The following is a 21,258-nucleotide window of genomic DNA, read 5'->3' as shown; positions in this document are numbered from 1 at the left end:
AAAATTAAGAATTTCTCTAAATCTAGGGAATTTTACAAACTTGCCCTTTTCTATTATGAACTATCCACCTGTTAGCCTAGATGAGCTTTCATTTTATTTTGCCAACTGTGCGTATTTCTTTTTCAACACCAAGAAACCACCGACCAAAAGCACCGCACTAGGAATAGTAGACGGTTCGGGCACCTCATCCGGTACGGTTATAGATACATTCGCCAGGTCGATATTAGCTCGTGCAGATGTAGTATCATCTCCCAGAAAAATGAAGTTAGGAGTGTTGTAAACTTGGCTACCCAATCCAGTAGCAGCCGTGTAATCCCTTAGTGAACCAGTTAAAAGACTGTTAGCACCGTTACTCAATGTATAGGAACTGCCAAAAACATTCAAATCATAAGTGGTTAGGCTTCCAAGCAAAGCTGAAACTCCAGTGTTTTGTTCACCACCACCATTAAAAGAGGAATTATTCTGAGCAAAAATATCATCATTTATAAAACCTACATTATTTCTAAAACCTAATTCTATGCCTTGTTTATCACTACTGAGAACTATGACGCTGAAGCCTGCACGATTAGCTCCGTTAGTGCCATCGTTGACTTGGGAGTTAATCCTGACTGTAAAACTGAGTGTGTACCCAGCATTTCTATCCAGTCCAGGAAATAATGGGTTGACTGGGGTAGTAGGGGCATTAACACTGTAGTTACTGTAGCCAGCATATGTAATGTTATTTGTGCTAGTATCCAAATTTGTCACACCCCCACTAGCGCCTTGTGTGCCCCCAAAAAGAGAGGTAAATGTCAGCCATGGCGATGGCGAATTGTATTGATCAGGGGTGACATTTGATGCGCCATCATAAAGAGTGATTGATACAGCTTCGCTGCGGTTGGCTGTCATCAACAGGGTCAATCCAACGGTAAGAGCAGCTATTATTTTTTTCATGTTGATTTGGATATTTTTAGAATTTGGATATTGAAAAGAAAAAGGAGTAAATGTAAGATATCATCTGCACAGATACGCTTTTTCTAATTTAAGACTTGGCATAGCTGATTATACTTTAAATATTGAATTGAATACTTATTGACCAGTATTAAAAACTCGTTCCGCAGTCAAATTTAACTCAGGGAAAGTAGGAGATACAATGCGTTCTCTACCCCGAAACTGACTGACTTGATATTCTTCATCGATGAGTTGATAAACTGAAATAGTGGGTTGTTTAGGATTACCGATAAACTTCCTAGCTCCTAATGCTGCATAGTCAACAATCCAATATTCAGGAATGCCCATCTCTTCATAGTCGGCAAGTTTTAGATAGTAATCATCGCGCCAATTGGTACTAACAACCTCAATAACTAAAGGAATTGATGCACCATTAGTAACAGTAGAAAAATTTTCCCAAAGAGGTTCGTCAGCTAAAGCTGCATCATTGATTATCAATACATCTGGAAAATAACCAGATTCTCTTTCCGGTGGTTTTACTATTGCTTGATTGGGGATAAAGTAAGAAAGATTTAATCGTCTAAACTCTAAAGTCAATTCAGCAGCCGCAAATCCTTTGATCTTTTCATGTTTCCCTTTGGGCTGTGATATTTCGATAATTTCACCATTGTGCAGTTCATAACGTACCCCAGTATTTTCTGGATACCGGGCGATAAATTCCTCAAAGGTGATTATTTTTGGTAAGGCTAGGGTCATATTACTGTTAGTCTGCACTCCAGTAAATAAACATCATACTGACTGACAACACCTTCTAGGCTAAAATCTAGTAAAAGGTGTTGATGATAGTTAACTAAGAAACTCAGCAATTCGCTCTACAGCGGTTTCTAACACAGATGGCTCGTGTACCAAAGCAAAGCGAACATACCCTTCTCCAGATTTACCAAATCCTGCACCGGGGGAAGCGGCTACACCGGTTTTTTTGACTAGCTGTTGACAAAATTCTATAGAGTTTTGGTGCCAAGGTTCGGGCAATTTTGCCCAAATGTACATTGTGGCTTCGGGTTTGGGGACTTTCCAGCCAATGCGGTGTAAAGCGGTAATGAAAACATCGCGGCGTTGGCGGAAGGTAGCGACAGCAGCGGTTACGCCAGCTTGGGGTCCGGTGAGTGCGGCGATCGCACCATTCAAAATTCCCTGATATTGATTAAAATCAACGGCGGCTTTTACTTGACGTAAAGCGTGAATCAATTGAGCATTGCCGATCGCATAACCAATGCGAAAACCGCCCATATTATAAGACTTGGACAGGGTAAAAAATTCAATTGAGACGCTTTTTTCTGGATCAGCTTGCAAAATTGAGGGAACGAGGGTATTGGTAATTGGTAATTGGTAATTGGTAATTGGTAATTGGTCAGAATTTTTCCCCTGCTCCAGCAATGAGTCCCCAGTCGCTGCGAACACTAAATCTACGTAGGGGAAATCGTGAACCAAAACGAGATGATGTTGCTGACAAAAGGCTACGGCTTCTTGGAAGAAAGATAAAGGAGCGATCGCGGATGTGGGATTGTGCGGGTAGCTTAACACCATCAGCCGCGATTGAGCCAAGACAGCGGTTGGAATATCACTTAACACTGGTAAAAAATCATTTTCTGCCAGTATCGGCATTGCGTAGATTTGACCACTAGCTAAATGTACGCCCCCGGCGTGGGAGGGGTAGCCTGGATCTAGCAGCAGGGCAAAATCTCCTGGATTAAGGACTGCTAGGGGTAAATGGGCTGTACCTTCTTGGGAACCAATCAGGGGTAAAACTTCGGTTTCTGGATTGACTTTGATGCCGAATTTTTGCTCGTACCAGTCGGCTGCGGCTTGGCGGAAGCCTTTAGTCCCGTTAAATAACAAATAGCCGTGGGTACTGGGGTCATGGAGAGATTTGGCGATCGCCTCAATTACATGAGCCTCCGCTGGCAAATCAGAAGACCCCAGGGACAAATCAATTAACTGCCTTCCATTGGCCAAAGCCACTGCCTTGGCTCTGTCCATATCAGCAAAGACATTAGATTGCAGGGGTTGTAAACGTTTCGCAAACTGCATATTAGTCATTAGTCATTGGTCATTAGTCATTAGTTAGACTAATTACTGTTTAAGTGTTGATCTAGGAGACTGAGTAATTTGTCTTTGCTAATGACGCCCTCAATGGATTCTAAAATTAAGTTATTTTTAATTAGCCTGAGAGCCGGGACACCTTCCACTTGGTACTGTTTTACAGTCAGTGGGTTAGGGTCGATTTCCATTTTGACGATTTTGAGGCGATCGCTATATTTAGTAGCAGCTAAGTTAATCGCTGGCGACATCAATTGACAAGGGCCACACCAAGAAGCCCAAAAGTAAACCAATACTGGCAGATCGGCTGTCAACACTTCGGTTTCAAACTCAGCATCAGTTATGGTGATTGCACCCTTACTCATTACACTCTCCATGAGGTGGCATCGCTCTTTCTTTGGCACACACAATACTCTATCCCAATCTGGGAGCTAGTGGTCATTAGTCATTGGTCATTAGTCATTGGTCATTGGTCATTGGTCATTAGTCATTGGCAAGAACAGACAAAAGACAAAAAGATGCGAAATCCCACAACCGAGAGGCGTGGGATCAGCAGTTTCTTATTTGTCTGCAAAGGTTAAAGTTGATCCAATTCTCTCTTGAGCTTCTCCAAGTCAGAATCAACTGGTTCAGACGGTTTAGCCGTAGCTGTTGGTGGCGACGGTGGCAGTTGTCCTTGATTTATGGGAGTTGCTGGGGGTAGCATACTTGCCTTTAAAGCTGCCAATTCATCATCTACATCGCTGCCAGATTCCAAACGAGCAAATTGGGTTTCTAAATCTGCACCCGCTAACTCTCCTGCCGCCTGGGCCCGGGATTCTTGGATCAAGACTTTTTCTTCCATCCGCTCAAAAGCAGACATAGCGCTGCTGGTATTCATCCCCTTCACCATGCCTTGGAGTTGCTCTTGAGCTTTGGCAGTAGTAATCCGGGCTTTGAGCATTTCTTTCTTGGTCTTGGCCTCAGAAATCTTGCTCTCCAGCTGGATTAAGTTGCGCTTGAGGGTTTCTACCTGAGTAATTTGCTGATCTAGGCTGGCTTTGAGTGCTGTGCCGGTTTCTGTAAAAGTCTTCTTGCGCTCCAAGGCTTGCCGTGCTAGGTTTTCATCACCTTTTTGGATGGCTAGTTGAGCATTACGTTGCCATTTATTGATTTCGTTTTGGGCATCGTTGTACTGTTTCTCGGTGCGTTTTTGGGCAGCAATGGTCTGGGCAACTCCCTGACGCAGCTGAACCAAGTCTTCCTGCATTTCCAGGACGGCTTGATCTAGCATTTTTTCCGGGTCTTCTGCTTTATTGACCAGGTCGTTGAGGTTAGCACTAACTACACGCTTAATACGATCAAATAATCCCATAACTGTGTTATTCCTTTGGTGGTTTACGCGCTTTGCTGGGCAATTAACTTTTTTACTGTTTAATAACTACCTATTTTTCTGCCATCTTTCCAGTTTAGATCGTTATCTCCTGCTGATTTTGAATTGTGAAGATCTGACCAAGCTACTGTAATTACGCCAACCTCAAAGCTATTGAGTATTGGGTAACTGCTTTTGGCTACTTTGGTTACCTTCTTGGAGAAGACTGTCCTGGTTGATAACTTGAGTCTTCATTGTTGCCAGTTCAGCATCAATATTATTAGTAGATTCTAGGGAGGTAAATCGTTGTTCCAGATCATCGCTCCCAAGTTGAGAAATTGCTTCTGATTTCGCTTCTATTTGCAAAACCTTTTCTTCCATCCGCTCAAAAGCGCCCAAGCTAGTGGTGGCAGAAACGCCACTTAGCATTTCCTGGAGTCGATAAGACGCCTCGGCAGAACGAGCACGAGCGATGTACATATCTTTTTTGGTTCTCACCTCGGTAATTTTCAATTCTAGCGATCGCATATCCTGTTTTAGCTTAACCACCACATCATTTTGCTGTTCTATCTGGTTCGAGAGCGCTGAAGCGGTTTCTTTGTAAGCTTGGCGTTTGGTGAGAGCAACCCGTGCGAGAACCTCGTTACCTTGTTGCAGTGCCAATTGGGCGCGGCGATACCATTCCTCAGCTTGTCCCTGTGCCGCCGCTGCCTGCCGTTCTGTGCGTTTTTGGGTAGCGATCGCCCCGGCTACACCCGAACGCAATTGCAGCAAATTTTCCTGCATTTCCATAAAGGCTTTTTCCAGAATCTTTTCTGGATCTTCTGCACTGGCTACCAAACTATTGAGGTTAGCGCGAATCACCCGCAGGATACGCTTGATCAATTCCATATCTGCTCTCCATTCACTTTGTGCCAGTCAATAGGCAGAGGCTCGTTATCGATATTTACCTCATGGTATCTTAAATTTTTGCCCCTCACGGCTGCTGGATGCGTGCTTTAACTCCCTTTGCCTGTAACTGTTGTAACCTTTGTTCAACTTCCGCTTTAGTCTTCATCGCCGCCAAATAAATATATTTTTGGTTGCGTGATAAATAAGCATCGGGAACTACTTGCCGTGCAGCCGCTAAAGCGCGATCGCCTTGATTATCAATCACTATATGATAAAACCCATCTCCTGCCGGTTTGATTTCTGAATTCACCTGTGGTGGGTTTGCAGTTGGCGTTCCTAAGGATTCTGCTGTGGCATTGGGAACTGGATTTAAAGGCGGTAAAGGTTGGACTGTCGTCTGATTTAGAGGCGGTAAAGGTTGGACTGTCGTTGGATTTAGGGGCAGTAAAGGTTGGACTGCCGTCTGATTGATCGGTTGTGGGACAGTGAGTGATTTGGGCGTTGCTCTGGAGGTTGGTTGGATTTTCGGTTTTAAGCCCACCACATCCGACGGGTCTCTCACTTCTGGAAACTCTTTGGCTGCTAAATTGGGATACTTGGGTATAGAAGTAAGTTCTGGCTGATCTATCGGTTGAGGATTACTGGTAACTCCCTCGGTATTATCCTGAGTGGGAGAAGAACTATTGCTAAAAAAATTGGCTAGTTTCAACTGTGGCAAGTTTTTGGGATTGAACACCACGTAGCCCAGGGTAAGACTTGCCACTAACAGCAGCAATATCGAACCGATACCCAAAGGTGATAGCAGACTGTCACTAGTATTGCTTGGCTTTTTTGTTTCTGGTTGTTCTTCTGTCAAGCTTCGCAGCAGTGCTTCACTAGATTCTAAATAGTCATCTGGCTGGTTGGGGGCGTTATCTGGCTGTAGGAGATTTTCTTTTTCAGGAGTCTTAACCACCGCAGGCACTATGCTGCTGCTAGATTTTGGTCGAGGTGGAGGTGGAGGTGGGGGCGTTTGTGTTTTGGTAGAAGCGTCCAGGGATGGTACTGGGAGATGATCCAGTTTTTCAGTCTTGTTTATAGCTAGGGCAGAGTTGTCAAGACTCGCCGCAGGAGTTTGATTTTCTGCTACTGGTGACAGAATTTTGCCTGCTGTGAAACTCATGTCAGTCAACTGCTGGGGTTGACTATTAATGTAACTATCGCCACGGGATTGGTTTGCTGTCCTGAATCTACTGCGTGTGCGTCGGTATCGGGTTAATTCTTGATCTAGCTGCACTTCTAAACTCGCCAGTGCTGCCCCTAGTGCGGGCTTTAACCCTGGTGTTTTAGACGATTGAGTCCCAGAATCGATTAGGGGATTTTGACTCATTGCTTGTGTGCCTCAAACATAAATTGCTGGAAGTTGCTTTAAAGATATTTTTGGAAAAAAAGGGCGAAAATTGTCTAATAGTATAGATCCTAGAACCAAGCTTATTTTTTGCTCACTTTAGCAAGATGTCGTTTAAATCAGTTAATGATATTTTAGGCGGTCTAGAACAGCAGGCTAAATGGCAGGAGCCACCACTTCAATCTTTGCTCAAGTGTTGGGCGGAAATTGTCGGGGCAGTCGTTGCGGCTCATGCGCGACCAGTGTCGATTCAGCGCGACGTTTTGTCGGTAGCTACTTCTAGCGCTGCTTGGTCGCAAAACCTGACTTTTGGACGCCAATCTTTACTTTTAAAGTTAAATCAAAAGCTACCTACGCCTTTGGTGGATATCCGTTTTTCTACTGCTAATTGGCGACTGCCCCCAGAGACTCAAAAGCTGGAACAAACAATTTTGCCCCGTGAACATCCCAGTTACCTGGGTGATCAGAGTAGCTCTATCCCTGATGTTATCCCCACTCTGAAGAACGTAAATGCTGCATTTGAAGATTGGGCTAGGGCTATGCAAAGGCGATCGCATAATTTACCCCTTTGTCCTGGATGTCAATGTCCCACCCCACCCGGTGAACTCCAGCGCTGGCGCGTCTGTGCGCCCTGTGCAGCTAAACAATTAGCAAATAATTCTTAAGATTCATGTCAAGTCAGCCGATTTGAAATCCTTGCCTTGTCGGTGTTTCAGTACTTAGCAGCAAAAGTCAGATCACAGATCAGGTGTTAACTTCATACTTCTTTGCAATTTTTCGCAAAAGCGTGCAATTTTTTGCCAATATTTCGGATAATTGTCTGCTATATTATTCCACCTCTGCTTGGTGATGTAGATAAATTAACCTACGAGGCAGTGGCTTGAGATACCTTAAGAAGGAATTTAAAAAGTCAGTTAAATCTAAATATGGCCTTTTAACCTTGATCCCTAATAACTTTTGGCTAAGATGAAGTGCGTGAACACTTCAGCCATCATTTACATATATAACAAGAATATAAAAACATCATAAAGTTTATTTGTTACTGGGGATCGCTACAACCCAGTGAAATTAATGGCTTTTTGCCTCTTCTGGCTATTTAGATATAGAAGCAAAATATAAAGGTGAAGATTCAGCCCTCAACACCACTAAAGATCTACCCACATGAAACCCATTAAACCAGTAGCATCTGCCTGTCGTTATTGCCGTCATTATCAGCCAGAGGGTCGTCGTGGTGGAATGTGCCAGAAGTTGGGCGCACAAGTGCAAGCAGGTTGGAAAGCTTGTTCCTTAGCGCTTCCAGCCTTTGCACCTGCTTGGGAAAGTTTAGAAGATGCTTGGAGTCTGCCAGTAGCAACCCCAATTTTAGCTGCTTCTCACTCTTTAGCTTGTGATTCAGATTTAGATCATCTTCAACTGGCCCCTATTGAACAAACAGTTATCTGTAACTCGTAAGCGGAGAAGGTTAAGACCGTTCTAATTTAGCCAAGCATTATTACTGTAATCAACTTTTAGTTTGCTGAATATAAGATTAGCCGTTAATATTTCTAGTCCTGTGAATTTTGACATCTTTAAAAATCGCACCCTTAAACAAGGTGCGATTTTGGCGTTTTTAAGGTAACCAAGGGAAATCACGAAAATTTGGGGGACGCTTTTCGAGAAAGGCTTGTTTGCCTTCAGAACCCTCTTCGGTCATGTAATACAGTAGGGTGGCGTTACCAGCGAGTTCTTGTAAACCGGCTTGTCCGTCACAGTCAGCGTTAAATGCTGATTTAAGACAACGAATCGCGATCGGACTTTTTTCTAAAATTTCTTGTGCCCATTGTATCCCTTCCGCTTCTAGTTGTTCGACTGGAACGACAGTATTAACTAAACCCATTTCTAAAGCTTGTTGGGCATTGTATTGGCGACAGAGAAACCAAATTTCTCGCGCTTTTTTTTGTCCGACAATGCGGGCGAGATAGCTGGCACCAAATCCACCGTCAAAACTGCCTACTTTCGGGCCTGTTTGTCCAAAAATGGCGTTATCGGCGGCAATGGTTAAGTCACAAATCAAGTGCAGCACATGACCACCACCTATTGCATATCCGGCAACTAAAGCAATTACCACTTTAGGTAGAGAACGAATCAGGCGTTGCAAATCCAGCACGTTTAAGCGGGGTGTGCCATCATCGTCAACATAACCGGCGTGTCCCCGCACACTTTGATCACCTCCTGAACAAAAGGCATATTTTCCATCAGTGTGGGGTCCGGCGCCGGTCAGAAGGATGACACCAATTTTAGAATCTTCACGGGCATCACAAAAAGCTGCGTACAGTTCAAAGACGGTTTTGGGACGAAAGGCGTTGCGCTTATGGGGGCGGTTAATGGTGATTTTGGCGATACCGTCGGTTTTTTGATAGAGGATGTCTTCGTAGGTTTTGACGGTTTCCCAGTTGGTTTCCATGAGAATAACTGCGCGGTAGTGCTTGAGAATTTTATCGCGGTCTTGGGGAAAATGCGATCGCTTTCGCGCAAAGGCGGTTATCGCATTTCTCTTTTGTATTCAATACATTTTGACCTCACGAACATTCCTCTCTCCTACTTTTGAGAGAGGCTTTGAATCTTGCTCCCCTTCCCTTATCTACCGTGGAGATCCCCCCAACCCCCCTTTCCAAAGCAGGCAAGAAACTCTTAAAGTCCCCCTTTATAAGGGGGATTTAGGGGGATCTACGACGATTTTGGTTTTGTATAGAGATGTGTGTACACGGTAGCTTCCCTTATAGGGAAGGGGTTGGGGGTTAGGTCTGTATTAGACGCAAACCGCTATATGTGCTATCTCCAGCCTTTAAAATGCGGTAATTGTCTCGCTGTGGAGGAATGACAATGCGACGTGACACCATCTTCTACAAATTGTTCAAGCAGTTTCCGGGATTGCTATTTGAATTGGTAGATGAACCACCCCCAGAAGCAGCAGGATACCAGTTTGAATCGGTTGAAGTGAAAGAAACGGCGTTTCGGATTGATGGGGTGTTTCTACCTCCTGATAATGCAGTTTCTCAGGTGGTATTTTTTGCTGAGGTGCAGTTTCAGAAGGATGAGGATCTGTATCATCGCTTCTTTTCTGAGTTGTTTTTGTTTCTCTACCGCCACTCTATCCGTTACGATGACTGGTTTGGGGTGATAATTTTTGGTTCTCGGAGTCTTGAACCCTCAAATACAAGGATTCATCGGGGTTCGCTGGAAAGTGGACAAGTGCGGCGGGTATATCTGGATGAGTTGGGGGATTTGCGACAACAACCTTTGGGATTGGGTTTGATGTTGCTGACAAATATTACCGCTGAAACTGAAGCAATGGAAGCGGCGCGGTTTTTGCTGGCACAAGCACAGCAACAATCAGAACAAGCAATAATAGATTTAGTGACGACGATTATCTTCTACAAGTTTTCTAATCTGAGTCGAGAGGAGATTGCAGCGATGTTGGGACTGATAACGGAAGAACCACGGGCTATTCGAGAAGCGAAGGAAGAAGGAGAAAGAAAGGTCATTTTACGACTGTTAAGCCGACGAGTGGGTGCAATTCCTGACGCGCTTCTGTCTCAAATTCAGGCTTTGTCGGTGGAACGGTTGGAAGCTTTAGGTGATGCTTTGTTGGATTTCTCTACTCTTGCTGATTTGGAAGGGTGGTTACGAGGGGAAGTAAGGGGGTAAGTTTCGCGCAAAGGCGCAAAGGCGCTGAGGAGAGGAGCGATCGCTTATCTTACTTTTATCTCAGAAGCTTGATCATCTAGTTCTCCTAGTGCAGAAATAATCACAGGAGGTCTATCAGGAAATTCTGCCACAAGTTTTAGCTCTCCTCCCATAGCTTTTACGTAACTACGCAATGTAGAAAGCAGTAAGTCTGCACGTTTTTCCATCCGAGAGACACTATCTTGGCGAATTCCTAATATTTCCGCCATAGACTCCTGAGTTAACTTTTTTGCTTTTCTAATATCTTGAAGCGTCATGTTTTCAGCAATAAGCTCCTGAGTCCGAGCTTCAATTTTTGCTCGACGTGCTGGTGGGAGTTTTGCCATAATATCACTCAGCTTTGTTACCATACCTTCATTTTCCTTTTTCCTTAAATTCCTGAAGATGAGAGTCAAATCATGCATCTGCTAAAAATTTATTTTAGTCGTCTTTAGACGACTTTCGCTATTAGACTCAGAATTCATTCTAAGGCGGGCTAGAAGTCGCGGATACTGGAACAAAGTCCGCCTGCGCGGACTACATACCTAAAAATTATTATAGACTGTAGATCCTTGAACGCGAATAGCGTCTCGCAGATAAAGGAAAGCCCCCTACTTTATAAGGGAAGAGTTAGCTTTGACATTGTTGGATTTTTCTACTCTTGCTGATTTGGAAGGGTAGTTACAAGGTGAACTAAGGGGGTAAGTTTCACGCAGAGGCGCAGATGAGAGGAAAAAAGGATGTTTATGTTTTAAATAAAAACTGCTGTAAATATCTTGTGCAAAGCTTTTTGTGCCGACAATCTAATATTTTTTTTTAAGCGGTAATAAATTTATTAATTAAATATGGAATGATCTATATAGAATTGAAGGAAAATAACTAATGAACAATTCTATTAATATTGGGTCATATGAAGTTTCAGTAAAATTCTTAGGTATAAGGCAACAAATTGGTATTGTAACACAAGCACTAGCTGAAGATATGCCGACAGATTGGACTTTTCCCTGGACAGATTTGTGGAGAACATGTAATTCAGAAAAGATGAATATAGTCAAACTTAGTACAGGGAAAGAACTTTGGGGCTTAGTAAGATTTGCCATACATCCAAATCTTGACAAACCAAGCCTTGTCTTAATTGATACTTTAGAAGCCAATCCAGTTAGCCGTGGTTCAAACGCTGATAGATTACTGGAACCAATTGGCAAATGGTTACTTTGGTACTGTGCTGACCTAGCTTTACAACGTTGCTCAGGAGATGAGGAAAAATTATTATATCTGTTCTCTAAGGCAAAAACTTTTGTATACTATAAGGATAAGGCCCGAATGGAGTACGTTAATACTGTAGAGCTAGGGCCTGGAGAAAAAGTACATGCTTTTAAATTTTCGCGCCAGTCTGCTACAGCATTTTCAAGAAATCTTGAAAATCTTTGGGGAACCCCAAGGCCAATTAACCCATGAAGAAATTAGGGTTGGTACGGGGATAGTTAGAACCTACGAAGATTGGCAAGTTTTGCTGAAAGATCCCAAGGTAGGGGGAGTACTTGGCGTTGACCATCTTTTTACGGAAATTGAGAAAGATTAATTAATCCCTTGTATTAAATATAAAAATAGTCACTGGTATTAACAGTGGCTATTTTAGTTTGCTATATTAGTTTGGATTGTCTCACGATTTTTGGTGTGTCAGCTTGCTAGCATTACTGTGAAAGCCTTTCCTTTTAATGCTTATCAGAGAATACTTAAATCACAATATCCACCGAAAAGTTACCTAAATTCTCCTTTCTCCACTTGGCATCTAACTTGCGATTTGTCCTTATCTCTAAAACCCGAATACCTGTTTTTGGTAGCGGGTTTAATCTTTCCTGTAAATGCTCCCAAGAAATTATCAATTCATGCTGCACATTGTAAGTAGCGCATAACAGAGCAAAATCAATATCTTGGGGAGTGGCAAAAAACTCTTCAAAAGGTGGTTCAAAATTGGCGATGGGTAACATTTCAAAAATTCCCCCGCCATTGTTGTTAATTAAGATAATCGTCAGATGTCCAACAAATTTATTTCTAATTAAAAAACCGTTGGTATCGTGCAATAAAGCTAAATCTCCTGTTAACATAACACTGCTTTGCTGACGATGTGCTATTCCTAAAGCGGTGGATAATGTGCCATCAATGCCATTTGCACCCCGGTTAAAATAAGATTTCACTTTTAAATTATTCGGTTTCCAGAAAAATTCTACATCCCGCACCGGCATACTATTGGAAATAAACAGCGGTGTTTCTGGTGGGAGATTTTGAGAAATTAACCAAGCTGCTTTACATTCAATTAATTTATCTATATTTTCAAAAGTATCATCAATATTTTTTCTGACTTTCGTTTCAGCATCACACCATTTTTGCAAATATTCCCAGTTTCTAGTTATTTCCAGTTTCTCAGTCTCTAGATTTTCTACAGATATCCGTAAATGGGTAGTTCTCCCGTGGAGAGGATCGAGATTTTGATCGCTGTTGTCGATTATCCAGCGTCGGGGTTGTGTGGCATTTATCCAAGTACGCAGTTCTTTACTTGTGGGCATTTCCCCGATTTGAATTACCATTTCTGGTGTTAGCTGTTTTGCAAATTGCTGATTTCGCAAAATTAGATCATAGGTAGAAATTAAGTAGGGGTTGAGTTCTGCATAATTTCTCACTGGGGAAAGTCCCTCGGCTAAAACCGGCCAGTTGAGAGATTGGGAAAGTTTAGCGATCGCACTACAATATTCCTGTGGTCGTTGCGGTTGGGCAACTCCAGCGATAATCAAACCGCGTTTACAATCTTTCCATTCTTTCGGTAATCGGTAATCGGTAATCGGTAATCGGTAATCGGTAATTGGTACACCAGCAAAAAACTCTTCAGGCTGAAACTGTGAAAGCAATAATTGTAGAGACGCTTCATTTACATCAGGTATCGGTGCAAGGGGGTCACGAAAAGGAATATTTAAGTGTACAGCCCCGCCTGTAGGCGCTTGGCAACGCTCCCAGCTATAAATTATCGTTTGTCTCAAATACGCTAAAATTCCCATATCTAGGGATGGCAGAGCTAACTCAGCTTGCCAATTTGGGTAGTTACCATACAATCTCACCTGGTCGATAGTTTGCCCAGAGTGACATTCTCGCAATTCTTGTGGTCTATCGGCGGTTAAAATCAACAAAGGGACACGACTTTCTTTAGCTTCAATTACCGCTGGGTAAAAGTTCGCTCCCGCAGTCCCAGAAGTGCAAACAAGCACCACAGGACGTCCCGTGGCTTTCCCTTGTCCCAAAGCAAAAAAGGCAGCGGAACGTTCATCGAGAATCGAAATCGCCTCAATATCAGGCACAAGTTGGGCAAAAGCGACGGTTAAAGCTGTCGAACGGGAACCGGGACAGATAACGGCGCAAGTCAACCCCAAGCGCTTTAACGTCTGTGTCAAGATATAAGCCCAAACCTGATTAACATTCCTCAAAGCAATCTGCATTGAATCAAAGCGAGAAGACAATTTCTAATTGTAGATTTTGTATAGGAAAATTCGTTAAAACGCAAAATTCGCTCTCAAACTTTTATGGACTGTATTCATGTAACGGGAATTCGCGCCTATGGCTATACTGGGTTCCTACCAGAGGAACAGGTGCTAGGGCAATGGTTTGAGGTAGATGTAAAGTTATGGCTGGATCTCTCCGTCGCCGGTCAGTCAGATGCGATCGCAGATACCCTCGATTATCGCAGCATCATCAGCATGGTTCAGCATCTGATCAAAACCTCCAAATTCTCTCTGGTAGAACGTTTGGTCGCCACCATCGCCGATTCTATCCTCGAAAAATGCGATCGCCTCACCCAAGTCCAAGTCATTTTGAGTAAACCCGCAGCACCCATTCCCGACTTTAGCGGCAAAATTAGCATCGAACTGACTAGAAGCAAATCCAATATTTCGTAATTTTGTCCATTCAAAAGATGACTTGTCATAGTCCTATCTTCATCTAAGCACCATTACCAACAACAAAGATATGAATTAACGAAAATCTGTACTAAGTTCTAGAAAGAATGTAGAGACGTTGCATGCAACGTCTCTACAGGGGTTCTGCATAATACATATATGTCTAATTAGATAAAATTGCCATATATCACCAACCTCAATACTATTTGAGCATTTACTCATGAACATTAAAGATTTAAAAATAGGCAAATACCTCACACTAAATGAATTTTGTACTTGCACACAAACTTATAATAAATATGCTAATCAAATAAATCCGTTTCCACAAAATATCCAAGAAACAGTTCCCGCATTCCAAGACTTAAATAAATTTATCCTCGACCATATCATCGACTTCTTTGGAATTACCAGGTTTCACCTCACCTATGGTTTTTGCTCCCAAGATTTAAAGAAATATCTCGAAAAAACCGACCCAGCTACAGGTAAAAAGAATGGTCGTGTTGCTCCTGAATTAGACCAACACATGGCTTATGAAGTCAAAAGTAACGGTAAATACTACTGCGAAAGATTAGGTGCAGCTTGTGACTTTCTGATTACAGATTTACCCAGCAACCAGCTTGTAGATTGGATTTTGCAAACACAACTCCCCTTTGATTCCCTCTACTTTTACGGAACCCAAAGACCAATTCACATCAGCTATGGCCCACAGCATAAACGAGATATTTGGACATTCGGCAACCTTGGACAACCCACTAAAAAGGGAATTGAACAATGGGTAAAATTAGCCAAGCAGATTTAATTAAAAAAACATCTGTTGAAATTAGCTCGTAGTGAGGGCTTTAGCCCTCAAAGTAGGGCTGAAGCCCTTACTACAAAACTTTAATTATTTATGTTGCTCTACTTATTCAAATTAAGATCGCTCCTGTCTTAAGGACGCTGCCACCAGGGGCAAAGTAATCTACTTAACATTCTTCCAACTCAATATTAGTAGAAGTATCTAGCTCTGACTGCTGATTTTTAATAGCTTTACGCCTTTTGTGTTGCCGACTTTCCACAGCAGAACGCAGCACCTTAAGTTTATAAGGGTCAGCATCCTTGCGCCAATATAAATTATAGTTTTTCAGAATTGCACAATTATCTGCCAAACATTTACGCCAACCAGAACGATGACTAATACTCCGCCAATTATTTAATAATCCCCAATCTTCTTCTTGGCGAGTTAACTTAGCAAACTTCTCATACAGCCAATAGTCAGGAGTAACTAAAGCATCTTTCTGGTGTAACACTGGCGGGTCATCATCAATATCGTAATCTCGATAAGTCACGTGTAAGTCACGTAGATCAATTTCCATTCCAGTATGTAATCCTGGATGGGGGTCAGCATCAAAATCTGGGTAAAAAAGATAGGAAATCTTGGGTGTTTTGGTATGAAATTTAATTACATTAGTTTCCTCTAAACGTCCGATGGTGCGACTAGCACAACCTTCATAAAGGCGCAATAGAGGATCTAGAGATTGTAGGGCGGAAATATGAACCCAGAGAGAATTTGCTAATTTTTTGCCAACAGGGCTATTTTGGCAACGTTCCACAATGATTTCTGTATTCCCCAAGCTGTGTAACATCTGTTCAGCATTTAGCCAAGCTTGTTTGTAAGTCCCAAATAAGCCGAGGATATCGTCTTGCGCTTCTGGGGCTAAGGTTGCTAATTTCGGTCGACGGCTGAATTGACAAAGAGCTAAATAAACCATCAAGTCTTGACGGCGTTTTTCCGAAATTGCCTGCCATTCTTGGGGGTCTGTCGCCTGTAAAATTACTTGGAAAGCACGCCGTAAGCTGCCAAATTCTGCACTGATATCAGCTTCTTGTGGTAATTCGTCTTTACTGGGAAGGCGACCACGTTCAGTCATAAAAGACATCAGCGGGGCTAACAGATCCTGATACTCCTCAAATCGCTTAATGCAAGCCCTCACTCTGGGGGTAGTAGCGCGAGAACGGTAGCGAGAAGCCCGGAATGATTGTGCCTGGGCTTCATCTTTGAATACAAAATACACTCCCAAGGCTACGGGAATCGCATCCACTCCAAGCACTTGGTCGATGTAAATTTTCAGTTCTTCTTGGTCGTAATATTTCTGAAAAGTATTGCGGTTAGTGATGACGCCATCGCCATAAGCTACTACACCTCTGTTAGTGTCAGCTATCAAAACTTGGGCGGCGACTAGCAAAACTTTTTGAGTCAGTTCCCAGGCTTGAACCAAAGCATCTCGGCGTTCGCTTTGGTCTTCGATGACATTAATCACAAAGCCAATGTTAACAATATCCGCCGGCGCTGTCCGAGTATCGGGTGAGTAATAAGGGTCCCATCCACAACTATTATAACCTTGCTGTTCTAAGCGGTTAACGTCGCCGCCGTGTCCGCAACCATAGTCAAAAAAGGTGGTATCTGGGGTGAATAAATTAGCTTCTAGGGCTAAACGTACAGGGCGGGATAAGTCATTACGCACAATCGCCGCTTTATGACGGTCTATCCGGGGTGCTAAAGTTACCCGTGGGATGGTTGCTTGCCTTTGGATGAGCGTATATCCCTGTATTTCCACGCCGTAATCTTGCAGCCGTTGTTGCCATCCCAGTCTTGTACCGATACCTCTAGAATTAGCTAGTAGACCTAAAGCTTCTTGAGCGCGAGTTAGGGCGGCAAATTGTTCGTAAAGGTGATAATCAGGGGTAACGAAAGTTTCTTTACGGTGCAAAACGGGGGGATTTTCGGAGTTGCTGTAGTCCCGGAAATTGACTTCTAGGGTTTCTAAATCAACTTGAATACTGGCTTGTAAAGCTGGATGAGGGTCAGTATCAAAATCAGGATAAAACAAATAGGAAATTTTGGGCTTATTGGTACTAAATTTGACGAGGGTTGCTGCCTGTGCTTGGGGTGCGATACTCCTGGCGCGGCTTTCATATCCCTGGAGCAAGGGGTCCAGGGCTTGTAGTGCCACAACATGGATATAGAAAGCATCTGGCAGTAGTTTGCCAAAGCTGCTATTTTGGCAACAAAATGCGATCGCCTCATAAAGGGCGCTCCCTCTCCATGCTTCGCCGGCACCTCCGGCGTACGCACTCAGTTCAGTAGCCTCTGGAGTTAAGCAGGTTTCTTCAAGTGTGTTAAAGCTGTTGTCAGGCTTAACCATCTCACTGAATTAATAGAGAACTGCTGCTAGCAAGTATGCTAGACGGCTTATTTGCATACTAATGCTCCAATCATAATGAAGATTTGCGAATTTTTGTCGGAAAAAAGAAAATTTAATACTAACTAAGGTACGGGTAGAGGTGGAAGTGTATAGTACATCTCACTTCAAGACCGTTTAGTTAAGAATCATTAAAAGTATCTTGCAATAGACAATCCCCTGATCATAATTTGTTTTCAATAATCTATTTTCTTTCCACATTTACAAATTAGCTATGGAAAACATAACTTAGTATTGGCTAATTGCTAATAACTGTTCTCTAAATCAAGTTAAATTTTGTGAAATTTTGGCTGAGAGTTTCCTTTTCTTAATCTTCATCAAGTTATAAATCTGTTTATTAAGTTTTTGATAATAGTTATCTCATCTTGTACATTTATATCGTCAGCTACTGCTGGAATTGTGTAATCTGAAAACAACTAAGCTAATGATTAAATTGAGGTCTGATGACTCCTACTATTATGCGTCAGCTTTGGTCTGTGGTTGAAGCTGCCCAAGCGATGACCCTATTGCAGCTTGACGATGCTAGCTTGGTGCAGTGGTTGGTCAAACAAACTACAACCCAAGCGTTGTTAGATCCCAAAGACACCGATTTCCTCAGTGACTACATTCAAGCCAGGCTCAGTCTCATACGTGACATTGCTTATGAACGCCAGCAGTCATAATCAAAAAGTTACAATATACCAAGCAAAAGTCAAGGGTGATGAGAATCAAATATTGACTGATGACTATTGACTTTTTTGGCGCAAATAACCTTCCACTAAGCAATCGACACCGATCACTCGCCAACGTACACGTTCTAGGGATAATGCCTCAGTCATGGTAGTGAAACCTAAATCGCCCACAGGTGTAGGAGCATTACTACCACCAATGATTTTTGGGGCAATAAAAGCCAGGACTTTTTGCACTGCGCCTTGAGCGATCGCACTTGCAGCTAAAGTACCACCACACTCCCACAACACGCTACAAAAACCTCGCTTATATAAATAGGTCATTGCCTGATCTGGTGTCAGCAATGGCAATTCCACTACCTCCACCCCAAGTTTCCGCAACAAATCTTGGAAATTAGGATTAGCGCCTACCTCCGTCAACACCAAAGTCGGAGCTTCGGCTGTTTGCCACAGGCGGGCATTTTCTGGCAAGTTTAGACGGCGACTCATCACCACCCGCAAGGGATTATGCCCCCCCGGTTGATGACTGGTTAAGTGAGGATTGTCTTGTCGGACTGTATTACCACCGACAATTACAGCATCACAACTTAACCGCAGTTGATGTACTTCGCTCCGGGCCTCTTGGCTGGTTACCCAAGCACTGTGACCAAAACTCGTAGCAATTTTGCCATCTAAAGTCATGGCATATTTCAAAATGCCCATAGGTCGTTTGTAGAGAATGCGATGAACAAAAGCTTCATTTAGCTGATGACAAGCTGCTTCTTCCACTCCTACCAAAACTTCTATTCCCGCCCTACGTAAACGGTCAATACCACCGCCAGCGACTAGTGGGTTAGGGTCAACCATACCCACCACCACCTTTGCCACCCCAGCGTCTATTAAAGCTTCAGAACAAGGGGGAGTGCGTCCATAGTGATTGCAAGGTTCGAGGCTGACATAGATTGTAGCTCCATGAGCGCGATTGCCTGCTGCTCTCAAAGCAAAAACTTCCGCATGGGGTTCACCTGCACGGGGATGAAACCCTTCACCGACAATTTCCCCATCTTTGACAATCACCGCCCCCACTAGGGGATTTGGCGAAGTACGTCCTAAAGCGCGGCGGGCTAATTCCAAACACCGCTGCATCATTTGGCGGTCATTGTCACTGCCTACCCTTACTTTCTTTGGTGAATCTGAGCTAACTGCCGTCCCCACTAGTAGTGCATTTTCCTGAGTGTCATTGGGTGAGGATGCATCTGCTTGAGCGACCACTGGGGAATTATCCATAATTTTAGGCAATAATGTTGTAAATATTGGGCAAGCTAGCGACGTTTCTGGTGAACATTCAACACTTCTGATCTAATTGTTGGCTGTCTCGATTTAAATTAAACTTCTCGCTAGCTTGAGTCTATATTGCCAGAAGTTGCCCAAATTCTCTTGCATAAATGTAAGTTAGGGATAAAGGCAGATGCCCTGATCCCTGACGAATGTACAGACCCATTTAACTGTTGACTCTGTGGGCGGTTATCATCAAGAAAATTTTGAATTGCCTAAGACTGATCTAACAATTTCATCTGCTGCCACCAACGATTTAAGGGATAGTAAACCACAGGCGCCCACAGGCTACTGAGAATCGAGGAAGCAAGGGCGACGACCTGGTAGTATTTCCAAATGGATTCCACTTGGCGTAGGCTTTGCCCGCCGTAGCCATCGCGCATCAAAGTCAGTTGTAAACCAAAGATAGTCTCTGACAAAACTGCCATCACAAAGACGATTAAAGCAATAGAAATAAAGTCTTCTTGGATAAAGCGCTGCTTCTGAATCAGACTAGTGAGCATCCCCACTATCCCTAGACTTAATGCATGAGTAGGGTCAGGTGATGTAAACCCATCTTGCAGCATTCCTAGCACTATACCTGCTAATGCTCCCACAAACACTGGGCGCTTGACACTCCAAGCCACCACCCAAATTAACAGCCAATTGGGACCAATCCCCAATAATTCCATACCTGGGAGACGGGTTGGTAGCAACCATAAACATAACAGTACAGACCCGACTGTTACCGTCCAATCCAGCAGTTGACGGATGCGGGGATGCCAATGCGCCAGCGGCTGGGTTATGGTTTTGGATTTTCGCTCTGGCGATTTTGACTTTAGAAGCCTGTTACCACCCAATCCAGGAATCTTCATTGTTTTGTGAAATTTTCGCGAATCTAACGAGACTTTTGCAGCTGTTCATTTGCCAAATTTGGATTTTCCGGTTCTGGCATTTCTGGCTTAGGATAGATACTCACCCAATCTAAAGACCGAATCGGCGGGAATAGCTCAATTTTGGCGATTGATGCGGGGAGTTTTTTTAAATCCAGAGACTTAACTCTGCCTACTGCCAAGCCAGAGGGAAACTTCTGACTATAAGTAGATGTAGAAACTAAATCTCCTACTTTCACATTTGGGACTTTTTCATAAAACTCTAGCACTGCTTCATCTGAAGAATCACCCCGCAAAACGCCCTTGGCTGCTGTGCGGCTAATGGTGACACCCACTTGACTCTTGAGGTCGCTGACTAACAACACACGGCTAGTATTAGAAGTAACACTTTCTACCAAACCCACTAGTCCGCCATCTGCCTTGACTATGGAGCCTTCTTGAATACCCGCACTCGTGCCGCGATTTAGGGTTACTTGTTGCCACCAATTATCAGCGCTACGTCCCACCACCCGCGCCGGAATTGGGCGTGATGAAAGGGGTTCTTTCTCTACGTAACCTAATATATCCTGTAGCTTCTTATTTTGAGTTTCCAGATCCACTATGCGGGTTTGTAACTCTAATAAGCGGGCATCCCTCAGACGCTCTTCGGGACTTGGCCCTGACTGCAACATTTGCAAGGGACGGGTAATCCCCTGGTACATCTCCAGCAACAGCGCACCTTGAGTCTGTCGCATTGTCCAGGCGCTACCAAGTATTAGAGCTAAAATCCCAATTTGTAACCCCTTACGATCCCACCAACGACGTGCAGTAAACATTTATGCCTTTTTTATATTTTTTAGCAGTGAAAATACTGGATT

The 21,258-nt window shown here is 43.4% G+C and carries 21 protein-coding genes; 7 read left to right on the top strand and 14 right to left on the bottom strand.

The window, feature by feature from the left end; genetic code table 11:
- Positions 1 to 93: 93 nt before the first annotated feature.
- The 7 genes from CYLST_RS23315 to CYLST_RS23285 form a co-directional block, all read right to left on the bottom strand.
- The gene (locus CYLST_RS23315) at positions 94 to 933 is read right to left on the bottom strand and encodes a PEP-CTERM sorting domain-containing protein (protein ID WP_015210203.1); all 840 of its coding nucleotides are present in this window, start codon (positions 931 to 933) and stop codon (positions 94 to 96) included.
- Between the two features lie 135 nt (positions 934 to 1,068).
- Positions 1,069 to 1,686 carry a Uma2 family endonuclease gene (locus CYLST_RS23310; RefSeq protein WP_015210202.1) on the bottom strand — a complete coding sequence of 206 codons (618 nt, stop codon included), beginning with the start codon at positions 1,684 to 1,686 and terminating at the stop codon, positions 1,069 to 1,071.
- 90 nt (positions 1,687 to 1,776) lie between these two features.
- Positions 1,777 to 3,021 carry an LL-diaminopimelate aminotransferase gene (locus tag CYLST_RS23305; RefSeq protein WP_041233852.1) on the bottom strand — a complete coding sequence of 415 codons (1,245 nt, stop codon included), beginning with the start codon at positions 3,019 to 3,021 and terminating at the stop codon, positions 1,777 to 1,779.
- A gap of 38 nt (positions 3,022 to 3,059) precedes the next feature.
- Complete coding sequence (locus tag CYLST_RS23300) at positions 3,060 to 3,395, bottom strand: thioredoxin family protein (protein ID WP_015210200.1); 336 nt, start codon at positions 3,393 to 3,395, stop codon at positions 3,060 to 3,062.
- 212 nt (positions 3,396 to 3,607) lie between these two features.
- Positions 3,608 to 4,384: a PspA/IM30 family protein gene (locus CYLST_RS23295; protein ID WP_015210199.1), complete on the bottom strand. Its 777-nt coding sequence runs from the start codon at positions 4,382 to 4,384 to the stop codon at positions 3,608 to 3,610.
- A 168-nt stretch (positions 4,385 to 4,552) separates the two neighbouring features.
- Positions 4,553 to 5,272: a PspA/IM30 family protein gene (locus tag CYLST_RS23290; protein WP_015210198.1), complete on the bottom strand. Its 720-nt coding sequence runs from the start codon at positions 5,270 to 5,272 to the stop codon at positions 4,553 to 4,555.
- Between the two features lie 85 nt (positions 5,273 to 5,357).
- The gene (locus tag CYLST_RS23285) at positions 5,358 to 6,641 is read right to left on the bottom strand and encodes a hypothetical protein (RefSeq protein ID WP_015210197.1); all 1,284 of its coding nucleotides are present in this window, start codon (positions 6,639 to 6,641) and stop codon (positions 5,358 to 5,360) included.
- A 125-nt stretch (positions 6,642 to 6,766) separates the two neighbouring features.
- On the opposite strand from CYLST_RS23285, the gene CYLST_RS23280 reads away from it, so the two are divergent.
- Complete coding sequence (locus CYLST_RS23280) at positions 6,767 to 7,324, top strand: DciA family protein (RefSeq protein ID WP_015210196.1); 558 nt, start codon at positions 6,767 to 6,769, stop codon at positions 7,322 to 7,324.
- A gap of 496 nt (positions 7,325 to 7,820) precedes the next feature.
- A complete protein-coding gene (locus tag CYLST_RS23275; protein WP_015210195.1) occupies positions 7,821 to 8,111 on the top strand; it encodes a hypothetical protein in 291 nt (96 codons plus the stop codon).
- 157 nt (positions 8,112 to 8,268) lie between these two features.
- Here the strand turns inward: CYLST_RS23275 and menB are convergent, their stop codons facing one another.
- Positions 8,269 to 9,102: a 1,4-dihydroxy-2-naphthoyl-CoA synthase gene (gene menB / locus CYLST_RS23270; protein WP_015210194.1), complete on the bottom strand. Its 834-nt coding sequence runs from the start codon at positions 9,100 to 9,102 to the stop codon at positions 8,269 to 8,271.
- 419 nt (positions 9,103 to 9,521) lie between these two features.
- On the opposite strand from menB, the gene CYLST_RS23265 reads away from it, so the two are divergent.
- Positions 9,522 to 10,346 (top strand): DUF2887 domain-containing protein, encoded by an 825-nt coding sequence (locus tag CYLST_RS23265; protein WP_015210193.1) that lies wholly within the window; start codon positions 9,522 to 9,524, stop codon positions 10,344 to 10,346.
- Positions 10,347 to 10,390: 44 nt separating this feature from the next.
- Here CYLST_RS23265 and CYLST_RS23260 read toward each other — a convergent pair whose 3' ends face one another.
- Positions 10,391 to 10,735, bottom strand: coding sequence for an XRE family transcriptional regulator (locus CYLST_RS23260; RefSeq protein WP_015210192.1), 345 nt, complete (start codon positions 10,733 to 10,735; stop codon positions 10,391 to 10,393).
- A gap of 511 nt (positions 10,736 to 11,246) precedes the next feature.
- Here CYLST_RS23260 and CYLST_RS23255 point away from each other — a divergent pair.
- Positions 11,247 to 11,822, top strand: coding sequence for a hypothetical protein (locus tag CYLST_RS23255; RefSeq protein WP_015210191.1), 576 nt, complete (start codon positions 11,247 to 11,249; stop codon positions 11,820 to 11,822).
- Between the two features lie 278 nt (positions 11,823 to 12,100).
- On the opposite strand, the gene menD is transcribed toward CYLST_RS23255, so the two are convergent.
- Positions 12,101 to 13,852 (bottom strand): 2-succinyl-5-enolpyruvyl-6-hydroxy-3-cyclohexene-1-carboxylic-acid synthase, encoded by a 1,752-nt coding sequence (gene menD / locus CYLST_RS23250; protein WP_015210190.1) that lies wholly within the window; start codon positions 13,850 to 13,852, stop codon positions 12,101 to 12,103.
- Between the two features lie 84 nt (positions 13,853 to 13,936).
- Here menD and folB point away from each other — a divergent pair, with 84 nt between their 5' ends.
- Together folB and CYLST_RS23240 are read left to right on the top strand one after the other, a co-directional pair.
- Positions 13,937 to 14,308, top strand: a complete 372-nt coding sequence (folB, locus tag CYLST_RS23245) for a dihydroneopterin aldolase (protein WP_015210189.1) — start codon at positions 13,937 to 13,939, stop codon at positions 14,306 to 14,308.
- Between the two features lie 220 nt (positions 14,309 to 14,528).
- Entirely contained in the window at positions 14,529 to 15,107 is a 579-nt protein-coding gene (locus tag CYLST_RS23240) for a hypothetical protein (protein ID WP_015210188.1), read from the top strand.
- Between the two features lie 163 nt (positions 15,108 to 15,270).
- Here the strand turns inward: CYLST_RS23240 and CYLST_RS23235 are convergent, their stop codons facing one another.
- Positions 15,271 to 17,490: a DNA phosphorothioation-associated putative methyltransferase gene (locus CYLST_RS23235; RefSeq protein ID WP_015210187.1), complete on the bottom strand. Its 2,220-nt coding sequence runs from the start codon at positions 17,488 to 17,490 to the stop codon at positions 15,271 to 15,273.
- 500 nt (positions 17,491 to 17,990) lie between these two features.
- Here CYLST_RS23235 and CYLST_RS23230 point away from each other — a divergent pair, with 500 nt between their 5' ends.
- A complete protein-coding gene (locus tag CYLST_RS23230; protein ID WP_015210186.1) occupies positions 17,991 to 18,209 on the top strand; it encodes a hypothetical protein in 219 nt (72 codons plus the stop codon).
- A gap of 63 nt (positions 18,210 to 18,272) precedes the next feature.
- On the opposite strand, the gene ribD is transcribed toward CYLST_RS23230, so the two are convergent.
- From ribD to mreC, 3 genes are all read right to left on the bottom strand, one after another.
- Entirely contained in the window at positions 18,273 to 19,481 is a 1,209-nt protein-coding gene (gene ribD, locus CYLST_RS23225; protein WP_015210185.1) for a bifunctional diaminohydroxyphosphoribosylaminopyrimidine deaminase/5-amino-6-(5-phosphoribosylamino)uracil reductase RibD, read from the bottom strand.
- A gap of 263 nt (positions 19,482 to 19,744) precedes the next feature.
- Positions 19,745 to 20,383: a rod shape-determining protein MreD gene (mreD, locus tag CYLST_RS23220; RefSeq protein ID WP_015210184.1), complete on the bottom strand. Its 639-nt coding sequence runs from the start codon at positions 20,381 to 20,383 to the stop codon at positions 19,745 to 19,747.
- Positions 20,384 to 20,406: 23 nt separating this feature from the next.
- Complete coding sequence (gene mreC, locus CYLST_RS23215; protein WP_015210183.1) at positions 20,407 to 21,216, bottom strand: rod shape-determining protein MreC; 810 nt, start codon at positions 21,214 to 21,216, stop codon at positions 20,407 to 20,409.
- Positions 21,217 to 21,258: the final 42 nt, after the last annotated feature.

The organism is Cylindrospermum stagnale PCC 7417, from assembly GCF_000317535.1.
Lineage (GTDB): Bacteria > Cyanobacteriota > Cyanobacteriia > Cyanobacteriales > Nostocaceae > Cylindrospermum > Cylindrospermum stagnale.
Note: the sequence above shows the minus strand (reverse complement) of the source record. Positions and strands in the feature narration are given on the sequence as shown.

Bases quoted from the DNA above. Each gene is read 5' to 3' on its own strand.
- CYLST_RS23290 (WP_015210198.1), bottom strand. From the start codon at position 5,272: ATGGAATTGATCAAGCGTATCCTGCGGGTGATTCGCGCTAACCTCAAT.
- menB (WP_015210194.1), bottom strand. From the start codon at position 9,102: ATGGAAACCAACTGGGAAACCGTCAAAACCTACGAAGACATCCTCTAT.
- CYLST_RS23260 (WP_015210192.1), bottom strand. From the start codon at position 10,735: ATGGTAACAAAGCTGAGTGATATTATGGCAAAACTCCCACCAGCACGT.
- mreC (WP_015210183.1), bottom strand. From the start codon at position 21,216: ATGTTTACTGCACGTCGTTGGTGGGATCGTAAGGGGTTACAAATTGGG.
- CYLST_RS23310 (WP_015210202.1), bottom strand. From the start codon at position 1,686: ATGACCCTAGCCTTACCAAAAATAATCACCTTTGAGGAATTTATCGCC.
- CYLST_RS23275 (WP_015210195.1), top strand. From the start codon at position 7,821: ATGAAACCCATTAAACCAGTAGCATCTGCCTGTCGTTATTGCCGTCAT.
- CYLST_RS23295 (WP_015210199.1), bottom strand. From the start codon at position 4,384: ATGGGATTATTTGATCGTATTAAGCGTGTAGTTAGTGCTAACCTCAAC.
- CYLST_RS23300 (WP_015210200.1), bottom strand. From the start codon at position 3,395: ATGAGTAAGGGTGCAATCACCATAACTGATGCTGAGTTTGAAACCGAA.
- folB (WP_015210189.1), top strand. From the start codon at position 13,937: ATGGACTGTATTCATGTAACGGGAATTCGCGCCTATGGCTATACTGGG.
- ribD (WP_015210185.1), bottom strand. From the start codon at position 19,481: ATGGATAATTCCCCAGTGGTCGCTCAAGCAGATGCATCCTCACCCAAT.
- CYLST_RS23235 (WP_015210187.1), bottom strand. From the start codon at position 17,490: ATGGTTAAGCCTGACAACAGCTTTAACACACTTGAAGAAACCTGCTTA.
- CYLST_RS23240 (WP_015210188.1), top strand. From the start codon at position 14,529: ATGAACATTAAAGATTTAAAAATAGGCAAATACCTCACACTAAATGAA.
- CYLST_RS23315 (WP_015210203.1), bottom strand. From the start codon at position 933: ATGAAAAAAATAATAGCTGCTCTTACCGTTGGATTGACCCTGTTGATG.
- CYLST_RS23285 (WP_015210197.1), bottom strand. From the start codon at position 6,641: ATGAGTCAAAATCCCCTAATCGATTCTGGGACTCAATCGTCTAAAACA.
- CYLST_RS23305 (WP_041233852.1), bottom strand. From the start codon at position 3,021: ATGCAGTTTGCGAAACGTTTACAACCCCTGCAATCTAATGTCTTTGCT.
- CYLST_RS23255 (WP_015210191.1), top strand. From the start codon at position 11,247: ATGAACAATTCTATTAATATTGGGTCATATGAAGTTTCAGTAAAATTC.
- CYLST_RS23265 (WP_015210193.1), top strand. From the start codon at position 9,522: ATGCGACGTGACACCATCTTCTACAAATTGTTCAAGCAGTTTCCGGGA.
- CYLST_RS23230 (WP_015210186.1), top strand. From the start codon at position 17,991: ATGACTCCTACTATTATGCGTCAGCTTTGGTCTGTGGTTGAAGCTGCC.
- menD (WP_015210190.1), bottom strand. From the start codon at position 13,852: ATGCAGATTGCTTTGAGGAATGTTAATCAGGTTTGGGCTTATATCTTG.
- CYLST_RS23280 (WP_015210196.1), top strand. From the start codon at position 6,767: ATGTCGTTTAAATCAGTTAATGATATTTTAGGCGGTCTAGAACAGCAG.
- mreD (WP_015210184.1), bottom strand. From the start codon at position 20,383: ATGAAGATTCCTGGATTGGGTGGTAACAGGCTTCTAAAGTCAAAATCG.